Source organism: Streptomyces nodosus (assembly GCF_008704995.1).
In the GTDB taxonomy this organism is placed as follows: Bacteria; Actinomycetota; Actinomycetes; order Streptomycetales; family Streptomycetaceae; genus Streptomyces; species Streptomyces nodosus.
Genome location: NZ_CP023747.1, coordinates 1,596,605 through 1,613,496, shown reverse-complemented (window position 1 = coordinate 1,613,496; position 16,892 = coordinate 1,596,605). Strand labels below are relative to the sequence as shown.

The 16,892-nt window shown below is 72.3% G+C and carries 16 protein-coding genes and 7 tRNA genes; 12 read left to right on the top strand and 11 right to left on the bottom strand.

The window, feature by feature from the left end; genetic code table 11:
• The first annotated feature begins 41 nt into the window (after nucleotides 1–41).
• A complete protein-coding gene (locus CP978_RS07320) occupies nucleotides 42–860 on the top strand; it encodes a TrmH family RNA methyltransferase (protein WP_043438611.1) in 819 nt (272 codons plus the stop codon).
• Between the two features lie 103 nt (nucleotides 861–963).
• Here the strand turns inward: CP978_RS07320 and CP978_RS07315 are convergent, their stop codons facing one another.
• On the bottom strand, nucleotides 964–2,235 hold the full coding sequence (locus CP978_RS07315) for a serine/threonine-protein kinase (RefSeq protein ID WP_043438609.1): 1,272 nt from the start codon (nucleotides 2,233–2,235) through the stop codon (nucleotides 964–966).
• A 701-nt stretch (nucleotides 2,236–2,936) separates the two neighbouring features.
• On the opposite strand from CP978_RS07315, the gene CP978_RS07310 reads away from it, so the two are divergent.
• Nucleotides 2,937–3,146, top strand: a complete 210-nt coding sequence (locus CP978_RS07310) for a hypothetical protein (protein ID WP_043448260.1) — start codon at nucleotides 2,937–2,939, stop codon at nucleotides 3,144–3,146.
• Nucleotides 3,147–3,377: 231 nt separating this feature from the next.
• On the opposite strand, the gene CP978_RS07305 is transcribed toward CP978_RS07310, so the two are convergent.
• The 5 genes from CP978_RS07305 to CP978_RS07285 all read right to left on the bottom strand — a co-directional run bounded on the left by CP978_RS07305 (nucleotide 3,378) and on the right by CP978_RS07285 (nucleotide 3,875).
• A tRNA-Val gene (locus CP978_RS07305) sits at nucleotides 3,378–3,449 on the bottom strand.
• Nucleotides 3,450–3,491: 42 nt separating this feature from the next.
• A tRNA-Val gene (locus tag CP978_RS07300) sits at nucleotides 3,492–3,563 on the bottom strand.
• 54 nt (nucleotides 3,564–3,617) lie between these two features.
• Nucleotides 3,618–3,689 (bottom strand) — tRNA-Val (locus CP978_RS07295).
• Nucleotide 3,690: 1 nt separating this feature from the next.
• A tRNA-Cys gene (locus CP978_RS07290) sits at nucleotides 3,691–3,764 on the bottom strand.
• A 38-nt stretch (nucleotides 3,765–3,802) separates the two neighbouring features.
• Nucleotides 3,803–3,875, bottom strand: a tRNA-Gly gene (locus CP978_RS07285).
• Nucleotides 3,876–4,054: 179 nt separating this feature from the next.
• Between CP978_RS07285 and CP978_RS07280 the strand changes: the two genes are divergently transcribed.
• From CP978_RS07280 to CP978_RS07270, 3 genes are all read left to right on the top strand, one after another.
• Nucleotides 4,055–5,098 (top strand): chorismate-binding protein, encoded by a 1,044-nt coding sequence (locus CP978_RS07280; protein WP_043438607.1) that lies wholly within the window; start codon nucleotides 4,055–4,057, stop codon nucleotides 5,096–5,098.
• Nucleotides 5,095–5,916: an aminotransferase class IV gene (locus CP978_RS07275; RefSeq protein WP_043438606.1), complete on the top strand. Its 822-nt coding sequence runs from the start codon at nucleotides 5,095–5,097 to the stop codon at nucleotides 5,914–5,916. Before CP978_RS07280 ends, CP978_RS07275 begins: the two co-directional genes overlap by 4 nt.
• 108 nt (nucleotides 5,917–6,024) lie before the next feature.
• Nucleotides 6,025–6,849, top strand: coding sequence for a GNAT family N-acetyltransferase (locus tag CP978_RS07270; RefSeq protein WP_043438605.1), 825 nt, complete (start codon nucleotides 6,025–6,027; stop codon nucleotides 6,847–6,849).
• Nucleotides 6,850–6,944: 95 nt separating this feature from the next.
• On the opposite strand, the gene CP978_RS07265 is transcribed toward CP978_RS07270, so the two are convergent.
• On the bottom strand, nucleotides 6,945–7,469 hold the full coding sequence (locus CP978_RS07265) for a DsbA family protein (RefSeq protein ID WP_174498611.1): 525 nt from the start codon (nucleotides 7,467–7,469) through the stop codon (nucleotides 6,945–6,947).
• A 220-nt stretch (nucleotides 7,470–7,689) separates the two neighbouring features.
• Between CP978_RS07265 and CP978_RS07260 the strand changes: the two genes are divergently transcribed.
• Nucleotides 7,690–8,139: a hypothetical protein gene (locus CP978_RS07260; RefSeq protein WP_043448259.1), complete on the top strand. Its 450-nt coding sequence runs from the start codon at nucleotides 7,690–7,692 to the stop codon at nucleotides 8,137–8,139.
• Nucleotides 8,140–8,338: 199 nt separating this feature from the next.
• Entirely contained in the window at nucleotides 8,339–8,491 is a 153-nt protein-coding gene (locus tag CP978_RS34790; protein WP_167748005.1) for a hypothetical protein, read from the top strand.
• Nucleotides 8,492–8,584: 93 nt separating this feature from the next.
• On the opposite strand, the gene CP978_RS07255 is transcribed toward CP978_RS34790, so the two are convergent.
• A complete protein-coding gene (locus CP978_RS07255) occupies nucleotides 8,585–9,142 on the bottom strand; it encodes a CGNR zinc finger domain-containing protein (protein ID WP_043438602.1) in 558 nt (185 codons plus the stop codon).
• A 300-nt stretch (nucleotides 9,143–9,442) separates the two neighbouring features.
• Nucleotides 9,443–9,856 (bottom strand): SsgA family sporulation/cell division regulator, encoded by a 414-nt coding sequence (locus CP978_RS07250; RefSeq protein ID WP_003959770.1) that lies wholly within the window; start codon nucleotides 9,854–9,856, stop codon nucleotides 9,443–9,445.
• 380 nt (nucleotides 9,857–10,236) lie between these two features.
• Between CP978_RS07250 and CP978_RS07245 the strand changes: the two genes are divergently transcribed.
• Nucleotides 10,237–10,308, top strand: a tRNA-Val gene (locus CP978_RS07245).
• A 608-nt stretch (nucleotides 10,309–10,916) separates the two neighbouring features.
• Here CP978_RS07245 and CP978_RS07240 read toward each other — a convergent pair.
• Nucleotides 10,917–13,289, bottom strand: coding sequence for an SCO7613 C-terminal domain-containing membrane protein (locus CP978_RS07240; RefSeq protein ID WP_150478161.1), 2,373 nt, complete (start codon nucleotides 13,287–13,289; stop codon nucleotides 10,917–10,919).
• Nucleotides 13,290–13,392: 103 nt separating this feature from the next.
• Between CP978_RS07240 and CP978_RS07235 the strand changes: the two genes are divergently transcribed.
• On the top strand, nucleotides 13,393–13,839 hold the full coding sequence (locus CP978_RS07235; protein WP_043438595.1) for an SRPBCC family protein: 447 nt from the start codon (nucleotides 13,393–13,395) through the stop codon (nucleotides 13,837–13,839).
• A 39-nt stretch (nucleotides 13,840–13,878) separates the two neighbouring features.
• A tRNA-Val gene (locus tag CP978_RS07230) sits at nucleotides 13,879–13,950 on the top strand.
• A gap of 78 nt (nucleotides 13,951–14,028) precedes the next feature.
• Here CP978_RS07230 and CP978_RS07225 read toward each other — a convergent pair.
• Nucleotides 14,029–14,754 carry a 3'-5' exonuclease gene (locus CP978_RS07225; RefSeq protein WP_043438594.1) on the bottom strand — a complete coding sequence of 242 codons (726 nt, stop codon included), beginning with the start codon at nucleotides 14,752–14,754 and terminating at the stop codon, nucleotides 14,029–14,031.
• Nucleotides 14,755–14,922: 168 nt separating this feature from the next.
• On the opposite strand from CP978_RS07225, the gene CP978_RS07220 reads away from it, so the two are divergent.
• Both CP978_RS07220 and CP978_RS07215 read left to right on the top strand, forming a co-directional pair.
• Complete coding sequence (locus CP978_RS07220; protein WP_043448258.1) at nucleotides 14,923–15,546, top strand: DUF4365 domain-containing protein; 624 nt, start codon at nucleotides 14,923–14,925, stop codon at nucleotides 15,544–15,546.
• The gene (locus CP978_RS07215) at nucleotides 15,543–16,769 is read left to right on the top strand and encodes a hypothetical protein (protein WP_043438592.1); all 1,227 of its coding nucleotides are present in this window, start codon (nucleotides 15,543–15,545) and stop codon (nucleotides 16,767–16,769) included. The genes CP978_RS07220 and CP978_RS07215 overlap by 4 nt, the downstream gene beginning before the upstream one ends.
• Nucleotides 16,770–16,892 lie beyond the last annotated feature (123 nt).

The following is a 16,892-nucleotide window of genomic DNA, read 5'->3' as shown; positions in this document are numbered from 1 at the left end:
CCTCCGTTGGCACCCCTCCCAGGACAAGGCAGTATCACCTCGTGGCCGATCTCATCACCGTCGACGACCCCGACGACCCGCGCCTGCGCGACTACACGGGCCTGACCGACGTCGAACTGCGCCGCAGGCGCGAACCCGCCGAGGGCCTGTTCATCGCCGAGGGCGAGAAGGTCATCAGACGGGCCGCGGACGCCGGTTACGAGATGCGCTCCATGCTGCTGACCGCCAAGTGGGCCGACGTCATGCGGGACGTCATCGACGAGCTCCGGGCCCCGGTCTACACGGTCAGCCCGGAACTCGCCGAGCGCGTCACCGGCTATCACGTGCACCGCGGCGCCCTCGCCTCCATGCAGCGCAAGCCCCTGCCGCCCGCGGACGACATCCTGGCCGGCGCCCGCCGGGTGGTGATCATGGAATCGGTGAACGACCACACCAACATCGGCGCCATATTCCGCTCGGCCGCGGCCCTCGGCATGGACGCTGTCCTGCTGTCGCCCGACTGCGCCGATCCGCTGTACCGCCGCAGCGTGAAGGTCTCCATGGGCGCCGTCTTCTCGGTGCCGTACGCGCGCCTCGACACCTGGCCCAAGGGCCTGGAGGCGGTGCGCGAGGCGGGCTTCACCCTGCTGGCACTCACCCCCGACGAGAAGGCGAAGATCCTCGACGAGACGGCACCGCACACCATGGAGCGTGTCGCACTGATGCTCGGCGCGGAGGGCGACGGACTGTCCCGCCGGGCGCTGGCCGCCGCGGACGAACGGGTCCGCATCCCCATGGCCCATGGAGTGGACTCCCTGAACGTGGGCGCGGCAGCGGCCGTCGCCTTCTACGCGGTGACCACCGGCCGGCCTGGCTCCTGAGACCCCCGCGCATCCATCCGGGCACACGGCGGCCGGCCGTCCTCGCCCGTCTGTGGCAGCCGGCCGCCGACGCGTGGGTCCTGCTCGGTGACGAAGTCACCCGTCACGGCCAGTCGTGGGACGGGGGAGTGAACGGCTGCTCCTGCCGTGCGTTCTCCCGCGTGCCCCCGTCACCGAGCCCGCGTGCCGGTCCCTGGCAGCCCTGGGCCGCCGCGATGCCCAGGGCCACCAGCAGGGTCACCACCACGAAGACGAACAGCCGCTGACGCAGCAGCCGGGGGTTGGCCGGGCGCAGCCTGGTCCCGGTGGTGCGGGGCGCCGGTCGTCCGGTGCCGCTGCGCGGGGCGGGGCGCTTGCCGGGGCGGGTGGAGTGGCGCTGGGCCGGCGTCGGACGCGCCCCCGAGCGGGAGCCGCCGCCGCGGGACGGGGTGGTGCCCGATCCCTGGGGCCGCCGCAGGGTGCGCTGCTCGGCGTACTGCTCCGCCAGCCGTCCCGAGGGCCGGTCCGGCTCGCCGCGCTGGGCGGGCGGCCGTACATCGGCGAGCCCCTGGGCCTCCCGGGTCGCGATCTCCTTGAGCCGGAGCGAGAGTTGGAGCGTGCTGGGGCGTTCCTCGGGGTCCTTCGCCAGACAGGCGTGGACCAGCGGGGCCAGCGCGTCGGGGACGCCGTGCAGCTGGGGCTCCTCGTGTACCACCCGGTAGAGCATCACCTCGGAACTGCCGTGCCCGAAGGGGGAGTCACCCGTCGCCGCATAGGCCAGGGTGGCGCCCAGCGCGAACACGTCCGTGGCCGGGGTGACGGCGGCCCCTCGCACCTGCTCGGGGGCGAGGAAGCCGGGCGATCCGACGGCCGTGCCGACATGGGTGAGCGTGGAGGCCCCCGTCGCCCAGGCGATGCCGAAGTCGATGATCCGCGGCCCCTTGGGGGACAGCAGAATGTTGGACGGCTTCAGATCACGGTGGACCACCCCGGCCTCGTGCACCGCCACCAGCCCCTCGGACAGGGCGGCACCCACCGCGGCCACCTCCGCGGCGGTGAGGGCGCCGTCCTCGGCGACCTTGTCGTGCAGGGAGGGACCGGGCACGTACTGGGTGGCGAACCACGGGCGGTCCGCCTCCAGATCGGCGGCCACCAGCCGCGCCGTGCAGCCGCCGCGGATCCGCCGTGCCGCCGAGACCTCCCGTGCGAACCGCGACCGGAACTCCTGGTCCTCGGCCAGGTCCGGGCGGATCACCTTGAGCGCGACCCGCTGGCCCCGCTTGTCGGAGCCCAGGTAGACGACGCCCATCCCGCCGGCGCCGAGCCGCCGGTGAAGTCTGAACGATCCGATGACACGCGGGTCCTCACGCCTCAGGCGCATCATCGCCATGTCCATCCCCGCTGCCCGGTCCGTCTGACGAGCCACAGCTTACGTTTCCACGGCCGGGTGCGCAGAGAGGCCGCGCCCTCTCGCCCGGATCGATTGTCGGTGCCGCACAGGAGACTTGACAGGCGGTCAGCACCGGGCCGGACGGGTTTGCTGTGCGTCACCTGTGATCCCAACCGTCCGATGGGACAGGGGGGTTGGATCGACGACGGGTGCCGTGCGGGGAGGGGCGCGGACGGTGGGGACCCGGCCCCCGGGGGACGGGCCTGCGGTCCACGGGGCGGTCCGCAGGGCGGGGACGGCCCTGCACGGGGGTGCCGGGGACGTGAGTGATGTCACCCGGTGGGGGCACCCGGGACGGTTCGGAACGGAAGGGGTACACCGGGCACCCCCTCCTCGGGACCGGGCACTTTCCGGGGAGGCACCGGGGCCCTCCGGCCACCCCACCGGGCCCTTCCGCGAAGCCTCGGGCGTTTCCTCGGGGAAGACCCTGAGACCGGGGACCCGGCCTCCACCCAGGGGAGTACACCGTGGGACGCCACTCATCCTCCTGGAGGCCCGGCAATAGGTACGCGGGCATGACGACCCCGGACGCCCCGCTGCCTAGATTTGATGTCGAGCGGCGGGTGCAGCACTCGTCCCCCGAGGTCGGTCGCCCGCCGCTTGTCAAGGACACGAAGTACTACGACTCAACGGTCAGGAGAGGGACCATGACCCGGACGGCACCGCGGACAGCGATCCGCACGCAGGGACGCAGGGCGTACTCCGCCGCGTTCGGCACGGGTCGCCCGGACCGCCGCCACCCGCTGGTGGCGATCGCGATGGTCCTTCCTCTGGCGGCCCTGCTCGCCTACGCCTTCGGCGGCTGGGACGCAGTGGTCGCACAAGCGTCGTCCGTGGGAGTGATGCTGGGGCGCTGAGCGGCGCCCCAGGCCCGGAAGAGCGGTCCGGGCGGGGACATCCACCCATATGAAACCCCGTGGGGACGGGGGTGCGGCGGACGGCACAGACGCCCGCGCAGCTGGGGAGCTGCGCGGGCGTTGTCTTTGTCCCGCCGGAGTCGACGCCTTCCCGCCCGGCGAAGCACCACCGCAGGGCGAGGAGTTGAGCCACGACGAAGCCCCCGGTCAGGGACCGGGGGCTTCGGGATGTGGACGATACTGGGATTGAACCAGTGACCTCTTCCGTGTCAGGGAAGCGCTCTCCCGCTGAGCTAATCGTCCTCGGGGCCAGGGCCGCTCCGTGGAGACGGCCTGGGTGACGCGTGCGCGATACTGGGATTGAACCAGTGACCTCTTCCGTGTCAGGGAAGCGCTCTCCCGCTGAGCTAATCGCGCGGGGATCCTCGGGGATCATACCGACCCCGGCGGACCGTGGTCCTCGCGGACCAGTGGACGATACTGGGATTGAACCAGTGACCTCTTCCGTGTCAGGGAAGCGCTCTCCCGCTGAGCTAATCGTCCTTGGAGGTGGAGACGGGATTTGAACCCGTGTAGACGGCTTTGCAGGCCGTTGCCTCGCCTCTCGGCCACTCCACCGGGAGTGCAGGGGCCCTGGAGGATCCCTGGTTCCTACGAGCGGACGACGAGGCTCGAACTCGCGACCTCAACCTTGGCAAGGTTGCGCTCTACCAACTGAGCTACGTCCGCCTGTCGTTTCGGATCGCTTGCGCGTCCCGGCGACGTGTTGAACTCTAGCGGATTCCGGTGCCAGTACAAAAACGCGTTTGTGCAGCGTGCTGCGCTGCGTCCGGTCGGCGACACGGCCGGGGTGTCCGAGGGGGACACATCGGGGTCACCCGGAGGACACCCGCCCTAGACTCGATCACGTGCACGACCTGCCTCCTCTCGCTCGTTTCGGCGACCGTGTCGCCACCGGTCTCATCGATGTCACCAGTGATCCCGCGGCCCTTGATTCCACCGGTTTCTGGGCGGTCTGTGCGGATTACGAAGGACGTCTGACCTGCGCCCGCTTCGATGACGTACGGGAAGAACCGGTGCCCGCCCCGGTGCCGGGCGGGTGGCGCGGACCGGCGGCCGCCGACTGGACGTCATCGCTCGACCGCGCCGCGTACACGGCGGGGGTGCGCCGGATCCGTGAGCGCATCGCGACCGGCGAGGTCTACCAGGTGAACCTCTGCCGGGTGCTCTCCGCGCCCGTCGCGCCCGGCGTCGATGTGGACGCCCTGACCGCCGTGCTGGCCCGCGGCAACCCGGCGCCGTACGCAGGAACGATTCGTCTTCCGGGGCACGGCGTGGAGATCGCCACCGCGTCCCCCGAGCTCTTTCTGCGCCGCGCGGGCCGCGTCGTGGAGTCCGGCCCGATCAAGGGCACCGGGCGCACCGAGGCGGACCTGCTGGAGAAGGACCACGCCGAGAACGTGATGATCGTGGACCTGGTCCGCAACGACCTGGGACGCGTCTGCACCACCGGCAGCGTGACCGTCCCCGACCTGTGCGTGGTCGAGAAGCACCCCGGTCTGGTCCATCTTGTCTCCATGGTCCGCGGCGAGCTGCTCCCGGATGCGGGCTGGCCACAGCTGCTGGCCGCAGCCTTCCCGGCCGGCTCGATCACCGGCGCCCCCAAGTCCAGCGCCCTCAGGATCATCGACGCCCTGGAGACCGCGCCCCGCGGCCCCTACTGCGGCGGTATCGGCTGGGTCGACGCGGACCGGGGCGTGGGGGAGCTGGCGGTCGGCATCCGCACCTTCTGGATCGACCGGGCCGAAGGCGTCCTGCGCTTCGGCGCCGGCGCGGGGATCACCTGGGGATCCGACCCGGACCGGGAGTGGCGGGAGACCGAGCTCAAGGCGGCCCGGCTGCTCGCGGTAGCGTCTGGGGCGTACGAGGAAAGCGGAGGGACCCTTACGTGAAGATCTGGCTCGACGGCGCGCTGCGGGACACCGAGTCCGCCCGCGTCTCCGTGTTCGACCACGGACTGACCGTCGGCGACGGCATCTTCGAGACCGTCAAGGCCGTCGAGGGACGGCCGTTCGCACTGACCCGCCACCTCGACCGGCTCACCCGCTCGGCGCGCGGCCTGGGTCTCGAGGACCCGGACCTCGACGAGGTCCGCCATGCCTGTGCCGCCGTGCTGGAGGCCGACCCGATGCCGCTCGGGCGCCTGCGCGTCACCTACACCGGGGGCCACGGCCCGCTCGGTTCGGACCGCGGTGACCAGGGCCCGACCCTGGTGGTCGCCCTCGGCGCCACCGGCCGGCGGCCCGACTCCACCGCCGTGATCACCGTGCCCTGGACCCGCAACGAGCGCGGCGCGCTGACCGGCCTCAAGACCACGTCGTACGCCGAGAACGTGGTCGCTCTCGCCCGCGCCTCCCAGCAGGGCGCCAGCGAGGCGCTGTTCGCCAACACGGTGGGACGGCTCTGCGAGGGCACGGGATCGAATGTCTTTGTGGTGCTCGACGGCGAGATCCACACCCCGCCCCTGGCCTCGGGGTGTCTCGCGGGCATCACCCGCGCGCTCACCGTCCAGTGGACCGGAGCCCGGGAGACCGATCTGCCGCTGGACGTCCTGGAGCACGCGGACGAGGTCTTCCTCACCTCCACACTGCGGGACGTCCAGGCCGTGCACCGGGTCGACGGCCGTGAGCTGCCGGGGGCGCCCGGACCGGTGACCGCCAAGGCCATGCGGATCTTCGCCGAGCGCGCCGCGGACGACCTCGATCCGTGAGGTCCGGCCCGGACGCGCGGAGCCGGGGCCCGGCCGTGCTGAGGTCCGGCCCGGTTCGCCCCGGAAATTCGGTGGGCCCGATCCTTCCCGAGGGGTAGAACGTCCCTGATGACCACGACCCTGCGGCCGGTCGAGCCGCTTCAGCACGCGGCCGACGGGACGCGTTCACGCCGCTATCAGGTGTGTGTGAACAGCCGTCCCGTGGGCGCGATACGTCTCGCCACCTCTTCCGCCTTCGGCGACACGGTGGCCGAGATACTGGACCTGCGCATCGAGGAGCCGGACCGCGGGCGCGGCCGGGCCACGGTGGCGGCGCTCGCCGCCGAGGAGGTGGTGCGCGGCTGGGGCTGTGTCCGGATCGAGGCCACCGTCCCCGCCGAGGCCGGGGCGGCGTTGCGGCTCGCCGAGGCGCTCGGCTATGTGCTGCGCAACCGCGGTATGGAGAAGCCGCTCGGCGACACCCCGCCCGCACTGCCCGCCGGGAGCCTGGCCCGGCCCATGACCGAGACGGAGTTCGGGGCGTGGCAGGCCGACCAGGCGGAGCACTACGCGCATTCCTGGATCGACAGGGGCGTCCCGGAGGCCGAGGCCCGTACCAAGGCGCGGCGCGACTACGAGCGGCTGCTGCCACAGGGTTCGGCCACCGAGAACATGCTCTTCAGCGTCCTGGAACAGGAGGGGACGCGGGCGGGCACCCTGTGGCTGGCGCTGCGGGAGGACGGGGCGTTCGTCTACAACGTCGAGGTCGACGACGCCCACCGCGGCCGGGGACACGGCCGGGCGCTGATGCGGCTGGCGGAGGCGCAGGCGATCGGCGCCGGAAGGGGCCTCCTCGGCCTCAATGTGTTCGCGGGCAACACCCCGGCGGAGCGGCTCTACGAGTCCCTCGGATACCGGACGGTGCGCTCCTCCTTCTTCAAGCCGTTGCTCTAGCCGTTGCCCCAACCGTTGTTCCCGCTGTTGCTCTCGGCTGTCGCCGGCGCGGCCGGTGGGGGCGAGGGACTCGGCTCCCACCGGCCGCCCGGGGTTCAGTCCTCTCGTGCCGCCAGCAGCCGGTCCGCGATCTCCTCGATGCGCTCGCGCAGGCCCTCCTGGCTCTTGCCCCCGTCGAGGCGCTCGCCGCCGATCACATATGTCGGGGTGCCGGTCACCCCGATCGCCTTGCCCTCGGCGTGGTCGGCGTCCACGATCAGGATGTGCCGGCCGTCGATCAGCGCGGTGTCGAACTCCTCGGCGTCCAGGCCGAGTTCGCGGGCCACCTCGATGAGGAACGGCTCTCCCCGGCGGTCCAGCTCCTCGACCCGGCCGAGCACGGCCTCCACATAGGCCCAGCCCTGCTCCTGTTCCAGCGCCTCCTCGGCGGCCTGCGCGGCGGCGAAGGAGTGCCGGTGCTTCTCCAGCGGGAAGTGCCGCAGCCGCAGCTCCAGCCGGTCGCCGTAGCGGGCACGCAGGGCGCGCAGATCGTCGAGGGCGGTGCGGCAGTCGGGGCACTGGAGCTCGCACCACACGTCCAGGACGGGGGCGGCGGCAGCTGCGGGGGAGGACTCACTCATGGTCACCAGTCTTCCAGTACGCCCCGTGATCCCCGAACGGGACCTCCGTGCCCGGCACGCAGGGACGGCACAGGTGGAGACGGGGCCGCACCCTGAGGAGGAGCCGACCCGGAGATCTCCCTGAGGTCCGTCCGGACCGTGGCCCACGGAGCACCGGGAGGTGCAGGATGGAAGGGGCCGAACCAGCTCAGCCCGACCGATTTCTGTGTGGGAGGACCGGATGATCGCCGAGACAGTATGTTCCGCCGTCTCTGCGGCCGGCCTGGGCGTGGCCGTGGTCACCGCCTATCGCAAGCGCTTCCTCGCGGCCGCCCGGATCGCCGCGTACGCGCTCGTTCCCGTGGGCCTGGTGATGACGGGAGCCGTGGGCTGGCTGGCCCACACGGCCTTCAGCCCCACCGCATGGGCGGGTTTCGGGGTGCTCGGTGTGGCCTGGGTGCTGTTCGCGAGCACCCGGGCCGTGGAACGCAGAGGCGGCGGCAGCCGCAAGGAGCGCAAGGCGGCCCGGGCCGCTCAGCGGGAGGCGGTGGCCCCGTCGTCCTCGACCCCGGCCCTGGGCGGCGCGAAGAGCCCGGCCGCCCGGCCGGCATCCGCCGCGCCGAGGTCGTCGAGCGACTCCGCGGACGACTTCAGCGACATCGAGGCCATCCTGAAGAAGCACGGCATATGAGCGGGCATATGAGCACGTCACATCAGGCCGGCATATGAAGGCGGAAACGGCACAGCGGTCGCACGGCACCGACGGATGATCACGGTCGCACACATCGAGATCAGCTTCGTTCCGTAGATCACGGATATCGGAGAACTACTCGTCATTCCGAGCGTGTTGATCGCGTGGCGGGCGTCGGCTGAGTCATGATCGCCGCGAGATGCTGGACAGAACCCAGAGTGACGCCGGCGCTCCTCCCGAGGAGCGCCGGGGTTGTCTCTTCGCGCTTTCCCAGCCACCGCTGATGATCTTCCTTGCGGTTGTCGGCTGCCTGCTGCTCATGGCATCACTGCACGATCTGCTGATGCTCTGAGCCGTATGCGGAGCCCCTGGCGTCACCCGCCGAGGGCTCCGTCAGCCCCGCCGCTCCGGCCGTGCGCCACGGTGCGCCGCCCCCGTTCGCCGCTCAGCCCGCCGCCTCCTTGCGGCGTGCGCGGTACGCGGCCACATGGAGACGGTTCCCGCAGGTTCGGCTGTCGCAGTAGCGGCGGGAGCGGTTGCGGGAGAGATCGACGAAGGCGCGCCGGCAGTCGGGCGCCTCACAGCGGCGCAGCCGCTCCTCCTCCCCGGCCACCACGAAGAACGCCAGAGCCATCCCGCAGTCCGCGGCGATGTGATCGGCGACGGAGGCGCCGGGCGCGAAGTAGTGGACATGCCAGTCGTAGCCGTCGTGGTCCGTGAGCCGGGGAGTCGTTCCCGCCGCCGCGACCAGCTCGTTGATCAGCCCGGCCGCGGTCCGGGCGTCCTCGGCGGCGAAGATCGCGGCGAACCGCCCCCGGATCCTGTGCACCGCGGAGAGGTCGAGTTCCGAGAGGACGCCGACATCGCTCAGGTCGTGGTTGCGTGCGAAGTCGTCGAGGGCGGCGACATCCGGGAGGCCTTCCGTCTCGTCGTCCTCGGGTGCGGTGTTCACCAGATCCACCACGAGGTCGAGCGCGCACCGGGTGTCGTGAGTGATCAGCACGTGTCGCTCCCTGGCCTGGGGTCGGGCGGGCGCCCGCCGATGCTGGCCGAGCCTAGCGGCTCAGGGCCGCGCTGGAGCGCCGCCGGTCGAGCCGGGGCCCTCCGCGATCGCCGGGAACGGTCCGGAGACACCACGTCGACCGCGGCGACACACTGCGGAGCGTCACCGTCACCCACCGCGCACACCCGGGCGCCGCCGCCGCGAGATACGCGGCGGCGGCGCCCGGGTGTGCCGTTTGCGGTTGTCCTGGCCCGAGCCGTCTCCCCGAGTGGACGGCGCCGGGCGATTCTGAGGGGTGCGCTAGCTCTCGGCCAGGATGTGGGAAAGCTCCGTGTCGAGATCGAAATGGCGGTGCTCCGTACCGGGTGGCACGGCAGCGTCGGTACGCTTCAGGAACGACTCCAGGGCCCGCGCCGGGGCCTCGAGCAGGGCCTCGCCCTCCGGAGAACTCAGGGCGATGCAAACGACGCCCTGTCCGTGGCTCCGGGACGGCCAGACACGGACGTCGCCGGTGCCGGTGGGCCGGTGCAGGCCCTCCGCGAGGAGGTCGCGGGCGAACACCCACTCGACGGTCTCCTCGGCTCCGGTGTGAAAGGTGGCGTGCACGGCATAGGGATCGGCCGTGTCATACCGCAGTCCCGCGGGAACAGGCAGTGAGGACTCGCTCGACACAACGAGGCGCAGGTGCAGCTCGCAGCTGACCGTGGTGTTCATAAGCGCCAGGGCCTTTCGCTCAGTGTGCGCTCGGGGATTCGCACGTCGGCGAAATCGACATGCCACCTACGGTGCCGTTGTAAACCCCTCTGAGGGTTTTGCCTTGCTTTACGTAGCTCATCCGGCCGAGATGTTGTTCGTCCGGTACGGCCATTCCGGTGACCGGATTCTTGCCGGTTAGGTTTGGTCATATGAATACGGGGAGTGACTGGTGGGGCGAGATCGTTGTATCTGCGAGGCAATCGCAGTTCGGGGCGGGTACCCGGTTCTCGGCTGTTTGAAATCGTCAGCACACGAACGGCCCGGGCCGCTGGGGCCGCCGCCCTCGGCATCCCTGGTCGGAGGCACCCCTGACATGGGGTAATCTTCTTCCTGCGCCCGGGCGATTAGCTCAGCGGGAGAGCGCTTCGTTCACACCGAAGAGGTCACTGGTTCGATCCCAGTATCGCCCACAGTTTCGAGGGCGGCGTGACACACGGACACCGTGGGTCGCGCCGCCCTCGTCGCGTTCCCGTAGCCCGTTGCCGCTCCGCCCTCTGTCAAGATCCTCCGGCCTGTCGAAGCCGTACAACTTCACTCTTACGTGTGATCCGATCCAGCCGAGCGGTCCGTCCGCCGCTGGTGGGGCAAGCGTTTGCTGGGACGTCGGAGGGAGGGGCCTCGTGCCGTTCGATCAGTCCGGGCGGGATGTTCCGGCGATGCGGCCCGCCGGCGTCGAGGAGCATGGCGACGCCGTCGGGCCTTTGTGGAGGGCGTAGCCGGCCCAAGAAGGGACTTTTCGGCGGTTCCTGAATCGCCGTCACCCGACTGTGGACGGAATCTTCCCGTCCATGAAGCTCTCCTGGCCGCCGGGTGGCGGTCAGAAGGCGCGTGGACATCTCCGCCGACAGAACGGATCATCTCTCCGGGTATGTGCTCCGTGAATATCTCACCTTCTTCATGAGGGAATTCCGGAGCCCGGAGATCGGCCGGCCTCGGCCGCCGGGCCGAATTTCATGAATGACGATCCCTATTTGTTCGGCTCGGACCGAGGTGAGGCGAACGGGACCGTGCCTGCCCCTCAGCGCATCCGCCCCAGTGCCTCCCGCACCCGGCGCGCGTCCCGGAGGCGCTGCTCATAGGTCGCGCCGAGGGCGAGGAGCAGCAGGCCGGCGAGGGCGGGCGGCAGCCAGCGGGGCAGCGCGTGTGCCAACTGCACCAGATGGGGAGCGAGTTCGTGCAGGACGTCCAGCACGAGCACGCCTCCGCCGAGGACCAGCGGCGCCTGCATCCGGTGGTGGGCGCCCAGCAGGGTCAGGGCGAGTGCCGCCGTGCCGAGCAGCAGCGGTCGCGGCCAGTCGGCGTCGCCCCATGCCAAGAGCAGGCTCGGCAGCAGCGTCACCGAGAGCCCCGGACCGTACGCCGTCCAGGACGAGGCCAGGGGATCCCTGCGCTGCCGGACGAACCCGACGACCAGCGCCGGGACGGTCACCGGCAGGGTGTACGCCTCCGGGGTGCCGATGTGCCAGGTGCCGAGCTGTACCCAGGTGGCCAGCAGGAACAGCACCGCCGCCGCGTATCCGGCCGGACGACGGTCCTCACGTACGGCGGTGCCCGCGGCGATCACCCCGCACAGGGCGAGCACCAGCGCCAGCACCGGTCCGTCGGTGACCGCGAGGCCGACGGCCACCAGGCCGGCGCCCGCCCCCGTGACCTCGACCGGGACCGCCGGGCGTGCCATCCGGGCGGCCAGCAGCGCCGCGACGACCGGGACGACCAGCACCAGCAGCGCCGTGTGCGCGGCCGGGGCGCCCGCGGCGGCACCCACCGCACAGGCCAGCCCCGTCGCGGTGGCCAGCGACGCGCTCGCGCGGCCGGGGGCCGGGCGCCGGTGCGCGGCGGCGACCGCGAAGAGCGCGGTCAGCGCGGCGAGCACGGCCAGGGTGGCGGTCCGCGAGGCGAGGGAGAGCAGCGCGAGATCCGCCGCGGTGAGCAGCGACAGCGGAAAAGCAGTCATGGACATCGGCGTCCGGCGTGTGCGGGCCGCCACCACGAGCCCACCGGCCACCGTCGCTCCCAGCATGAACAGCCCCACCGCATAGGGGAGTCGCAGCGTCGCCGGAAGGATGAGCAGGGCGGCCCAGCCCAGCGTCGTGGCGCCCGTCGTGGCCTGGCTGCGCCGGGCCGGGACGGTGCGGGCCACCGCCACCAGGACCGCCGCGACCAGCACGAGCACCAGCGGCGCGGTCGACGCGTAGGGCGGCCAGGGCGCCCCGAGCGTGAGGGCGTCGCGCAGGTCCGACGGGGCTCCGGACCAGCTCCGTACCGTCCAGCCGAGCGGTCCCAGCAGCGCGAGGACGACCGGCGGCAGCGCCCACAGCACCGCCGCACCCTGCACTCCGGCCGAGGCCAGGGCGAAGCCGCGCCGCACGGGCTCCGGGAGCCGGCCGCGCACGACCGCCGCCAGGGCGATCGCGCAGGCCAGATGGACCGGTACCGTCCAGACCCCGGGCAGCAGGACGCGCGGGACCCCGCCGAGCGCGGCGACCAGCAGCACCCCGCCGGCCACCGCCGTACCGGTCGAGAGGTCCCGCCCCGGGGCCCGCCGGGCGACCCCCAGCGCGATCGCCGCGGCGAGAAGCAGCAGTGCCGACGCACGGGTGGCGTCGCCCGGGCCGGTGGCGGTCAGGGAGAAGACACCGGCCGCCAGAACACCCCAGCCGCCCAGGCCGTACGCGCCCACGGAGGCCGGCAGACGCAGGGACCTCAGCGGGGTCCGGAGCGCGACCACCGAGTCGCACGCGGCCGTCAGCAGCAGCGCGGCCGCGATCGCATGCGGGCCCGCTCCGGACGCCACCGCCCCCAGCGGCAGGGGGAGTTGGGCGGCGGCCAGCGCGGCGGGACGGGAGACGCGCAGGGAGCCGAGCGCCCTGCCGTACCCCGACCACAACCCGGCCAGGACCGCCGCCGCCACGGCCGTGTACCCCGTGCCGTCGGTCCTCGCCATCGCCACCTCGTGCAGCGCGTATGCGTCCAGCACCGTCAGCGCCAGACCGACACCCGCCACCGCCTCCGCGGTCGAGCCGAGCCCGTGCCGTCGGAGCGCGGCCGGCGCGCTCAGCGCCGCCAGGGTCACCGCGCCCAGCACCAGCGACCGCCCGGCGATCCCCAGATGCCCCCAGCTGACCAGCGTGAACGCGATCGCGGCGACGGCCAGCAGCACACCGCCGAGGACGAGCAGCACGTTCTGCACCCGGGGCGCGGTGGTCTCGGGCCGCCGGGCGGCCGGCGGCGCCGCCGGTGACGCGGCCCGGGGTGCGGCCGGGAGGACGGGCTGGAGGAGCGCGAGCAGCTGGGTCCGCCGCGCCAGCAGATGGGTCCGACGGGCGTCGAGTTGCCGCAGCTCATGGTCGAGGAACCGCAATTCCTCGGCGGGGGACGGTGGATGGGTCATGCCCCCGAGTGTGCGGTGGGCCGTGCGGCCCGGCATGAGTCCGTGTACTCACGCCGTACTCAGATCCCGCCCCGGGGCGGCCTCCGCGCGGCAGACTCGGCACATGGACCGGAACCACCACCGCTTCCGCAGCACATGGGCGCTGCCCGTCCCGCCCGCCCGCGCCTACGCCGTGCTGGCGCGGGCCGAGGACTACCCGCGCTGGTGGCCGCAGGTCCGCGCCGTGCGGTGGACCGGCGACACCACCGCCGTGCTCACCGTCCGCTCCCTGCTGCCGTACGAGATGACGCTCATGGCGCGGGAGACCCGGAACGAGCCCGGCGCCGGTGTGCTGGAGGTCGCGCTCACCGGGGACCTGGACGGCTGGGCCCGCTGGACGGTGACCCCGGCCGGGTCCGGCACCCTCGCCCGCTACGACCAGGCGGTCGAGGTGAACAAGCCGCTGCTCAGGCGGTTCGCCGTGCCCGGACGGCCGCTCTTCCGTGCCAACCACCGGCTGATGATGCGGGGCGGGCGGCGGGGGCTGGTGGCGTATCTCGAAGCGGTTTGAAGGAAACCCGTCGGGGCCTGTATTGTTCAGTGCGTTCCCGGGCGATTAGCTCAGTGGGAGAGCGCTTCGTTCACACCGAAGAGGTCACTGGTTCGAACCCAGTATCGCCCACCCGGAGAAGACCGGTCCGTCGCCGACGGACCGGTTTTTCGTCTGCCTCCCGACGTTGTGTGAGCCGCGGGGCCATGGTCAGGCGGCCGCCGGAAGCTCCGGACGCAGCGGCCATGAAGGGTCCACCTCCTCCGGGGTGCCGCTGCGGGCGAACCACGCCTGCAGCCCGCGTGCCTGCGCCGCATGCCACTGCGTCTGCAGAGCGTGCAACTCGGCCGGTGTCAGCCGCTCCAGACGGCTCGCGAAGCGGCGCCCCACCGCCCGTACCACCTCCAACGCGGCCAGTGCGTCCGCCCCCGCGTCATGCGCCTCGTCCAGCACGACCGCATAGTGCGCACACAGATCGGTGAGCGTGCGGCGGCCCTTGCGGTAGCGGTCCAGCTGTTTGTCCAGCACCCGGGGGTCCAGCACCCGCAGCGGCGCCGAGCCCAACCAGCGCTCCAGCGGACCGTCGCGATGCCGGCGCAACTCCCGGTCCAGGAGCGTCAGATCGAACGGCGCGTTCATCACCACCAACGGCACGCCCCGTACGGCCTGTTCGCCCAGAGCCCGGGCTATCTCCTCCATCACGGGCGACGGCCAGCGGCCGGTGCGCTGCAGATGTTCGTCCGTCAGCCCGTGCACCGCCGTCGCCCCGGCGGGCACCGGCACTCCCGGGTTCACCAGCCACCGGCTCACCCGCGGCCGGGTGCCCGGGGCGTCCTGGACCACGACGGCGGCCGACACGATCCGGTCGGTCTCCACGTCCACGCCCGTGGTCTCTGTGTCGAAGGCGGCCAGAGGCCCCTCGTACCAGCACGTCATGTGTACACAACTCCTCGTTCACCCTGGGTGGCTGACGCGCCGTCTTCCACCGTTTCGGTGATACCCGGGCTGTTTGCGCAGTACGCCGGAAGGAGACAACACGAGTACGGGTCTTTGCAGTTCAGCGACCCGCACGAGGAACTCATCTGGTACGGGGGGCTGTTGGCCATGGCGATAGCGCAGCCCGAGCGGGGCGGGCTGCTGCCCGAGCGGAGGGCACCCCATCGCGGCTCACTCGCCGTCACCGCCTGCATGGAGACCCTGCAGGTGGGCTATCTGCACGCGGTCGCCGCGGCGGCCGGCTGCTCGCTGTCCCAGCCCTTCCCGGACAACGGCATCGACTGGCACGTCAGTCACAGCGCCCCGGGGCACACCGTCGACGACGAGGTCACCATCAAGGTGCAGCTCAAGTGCACCTATCAGATCCCGCCGCACCAGCCCGCCCGGCTTCCGGCACCGTCCGGGCCGGAGAGCGCCGCGCACCCGTCCCGCCGGACGGGTGCCTTCTTCTCCTTCACGCTCGACAACGACCACCTGGCGAAGCTCGCCCGCACCCCGGTCTCCGTGCACAAGATCCTCGTGGTGATGATCGTCCCCCGGTCGCAGGACCAATGGCTGCGGGCCGGACACGACCGCCTCGACCTGCGGCACTGCTGCTACTGGATCAATCTCGCCGGACATCCGATCACGGGCCGGCACCGCACCACGGTGCGCATCCCCACCTCGCGCATCTTCGACGACCGAGCCCTCTGCGAGATCATGACCCGGGTCGGAACGGGAGGCAGACCATGACGCACCGCCCCCTCGACGAGGCCGCCCGCACCGGCCGCCCCCATCCGGCCGAACCGGCGTGGCGCGGCACGCCGGTGCCCGAGCAGGTGGATCCGGCCGTGCTCGGCGCCCTGCTGCAGCGGCACGGCTGGCAGCGCCGCGGCGGAGCCGCCGGACGCTACGGACGGTGGACGCCGCCGGGCCCCCACGGCGGACGCACCAGCCTGCTGGTGCCGGAGAGCCGGGACTTCCCCGACAGCGACGACCTGATCGGCGAGGCCCTCGACGCCCTGTCCCGCAGCGGTTCGCCCTCCGCCCGGGACGTGCTGATCGGCCTCGCCGTGCCCAGCGACGAGATCCACTGGTGGCGGGATGTGCCCTCCGGACCCGTGGACACGGCGCCCTGGACCGTCGAGGACCGGCTGCGGACCGCCGCCCGCCAGATGCTGCTGGCCGGTGCGCTCGCCGTCCGCGCGCGGGCCGGCTACCACGGCGCCCGGCACCGCGGTCCCGCCGCCGCGTCCCTGGACGACGTCCTGATCGGCGGCGCCCCCGGCGGCCGGCGGCTCACCGCCCTGGTGCCCGTCGCCACCGGCCGGCCGCTCTCGGTGCGTCTGCACCAGGCGCTGTACGCGGCCCGGGAGGCCGTCGACTACCGGCGGGCCACCGGCGGCATGGACGCCTTCGACACCGCGGTCGAGGCGGGCGTGAGCCATGAACTGACCGAGGCCCTGGTCGCCCTCGTACGCGGTTCCGAGGGCGCCCGGATCGCGCTGGAGTGGGCGCCCTCGACGGGTGTCCCGGAAGGCTGTGCGACCCGGATGGAACCGGTCGAGTTCTCCCCGGGCGACCTGCCCGCCCTGCGTGAGGCCGGGGCCCGCTATCTGCGCCAGGAGCCCTCCGTGCCGGTGCGGATCACCGGGGCCGTGGTCCGGCTGCGCAGGTCGGGGCCGCGCGGCGAGGGCACCGTACGGCTGAAGGTCATCGCCGGGGCCGAGGTCCCCCATGTCCGGATGACCCTGGACGAGGAGTCCTACCGGATCGCCGGCCACGCCCATCTCGTCGGGCTGCCGGTACGGGTCGACGGGCGGCTGGAGAGCCGCGGCGGTTTCCGGCGCCTGGTCGCGGTGTCCGGGGTGGCCCCGGTGCAGGTCGACGAGGCCGAGCGGGACCGGCTGATGAAGTCGCTCCAGGAGACCGCGGAGATCACCACCTTCTTCGAGGAGGTGTGCGGAGGGGACTGAGGACGCGGCGGGGAGCGGGGTCGCGGCGGGAGCCGGCGAGAACCCTTTCGCGGGGCACGGCCCCGGCTCGGTACGATCCACGTATCGCGCGCGCTCCAGGTACGGCGCCGCATCCACCAGCAG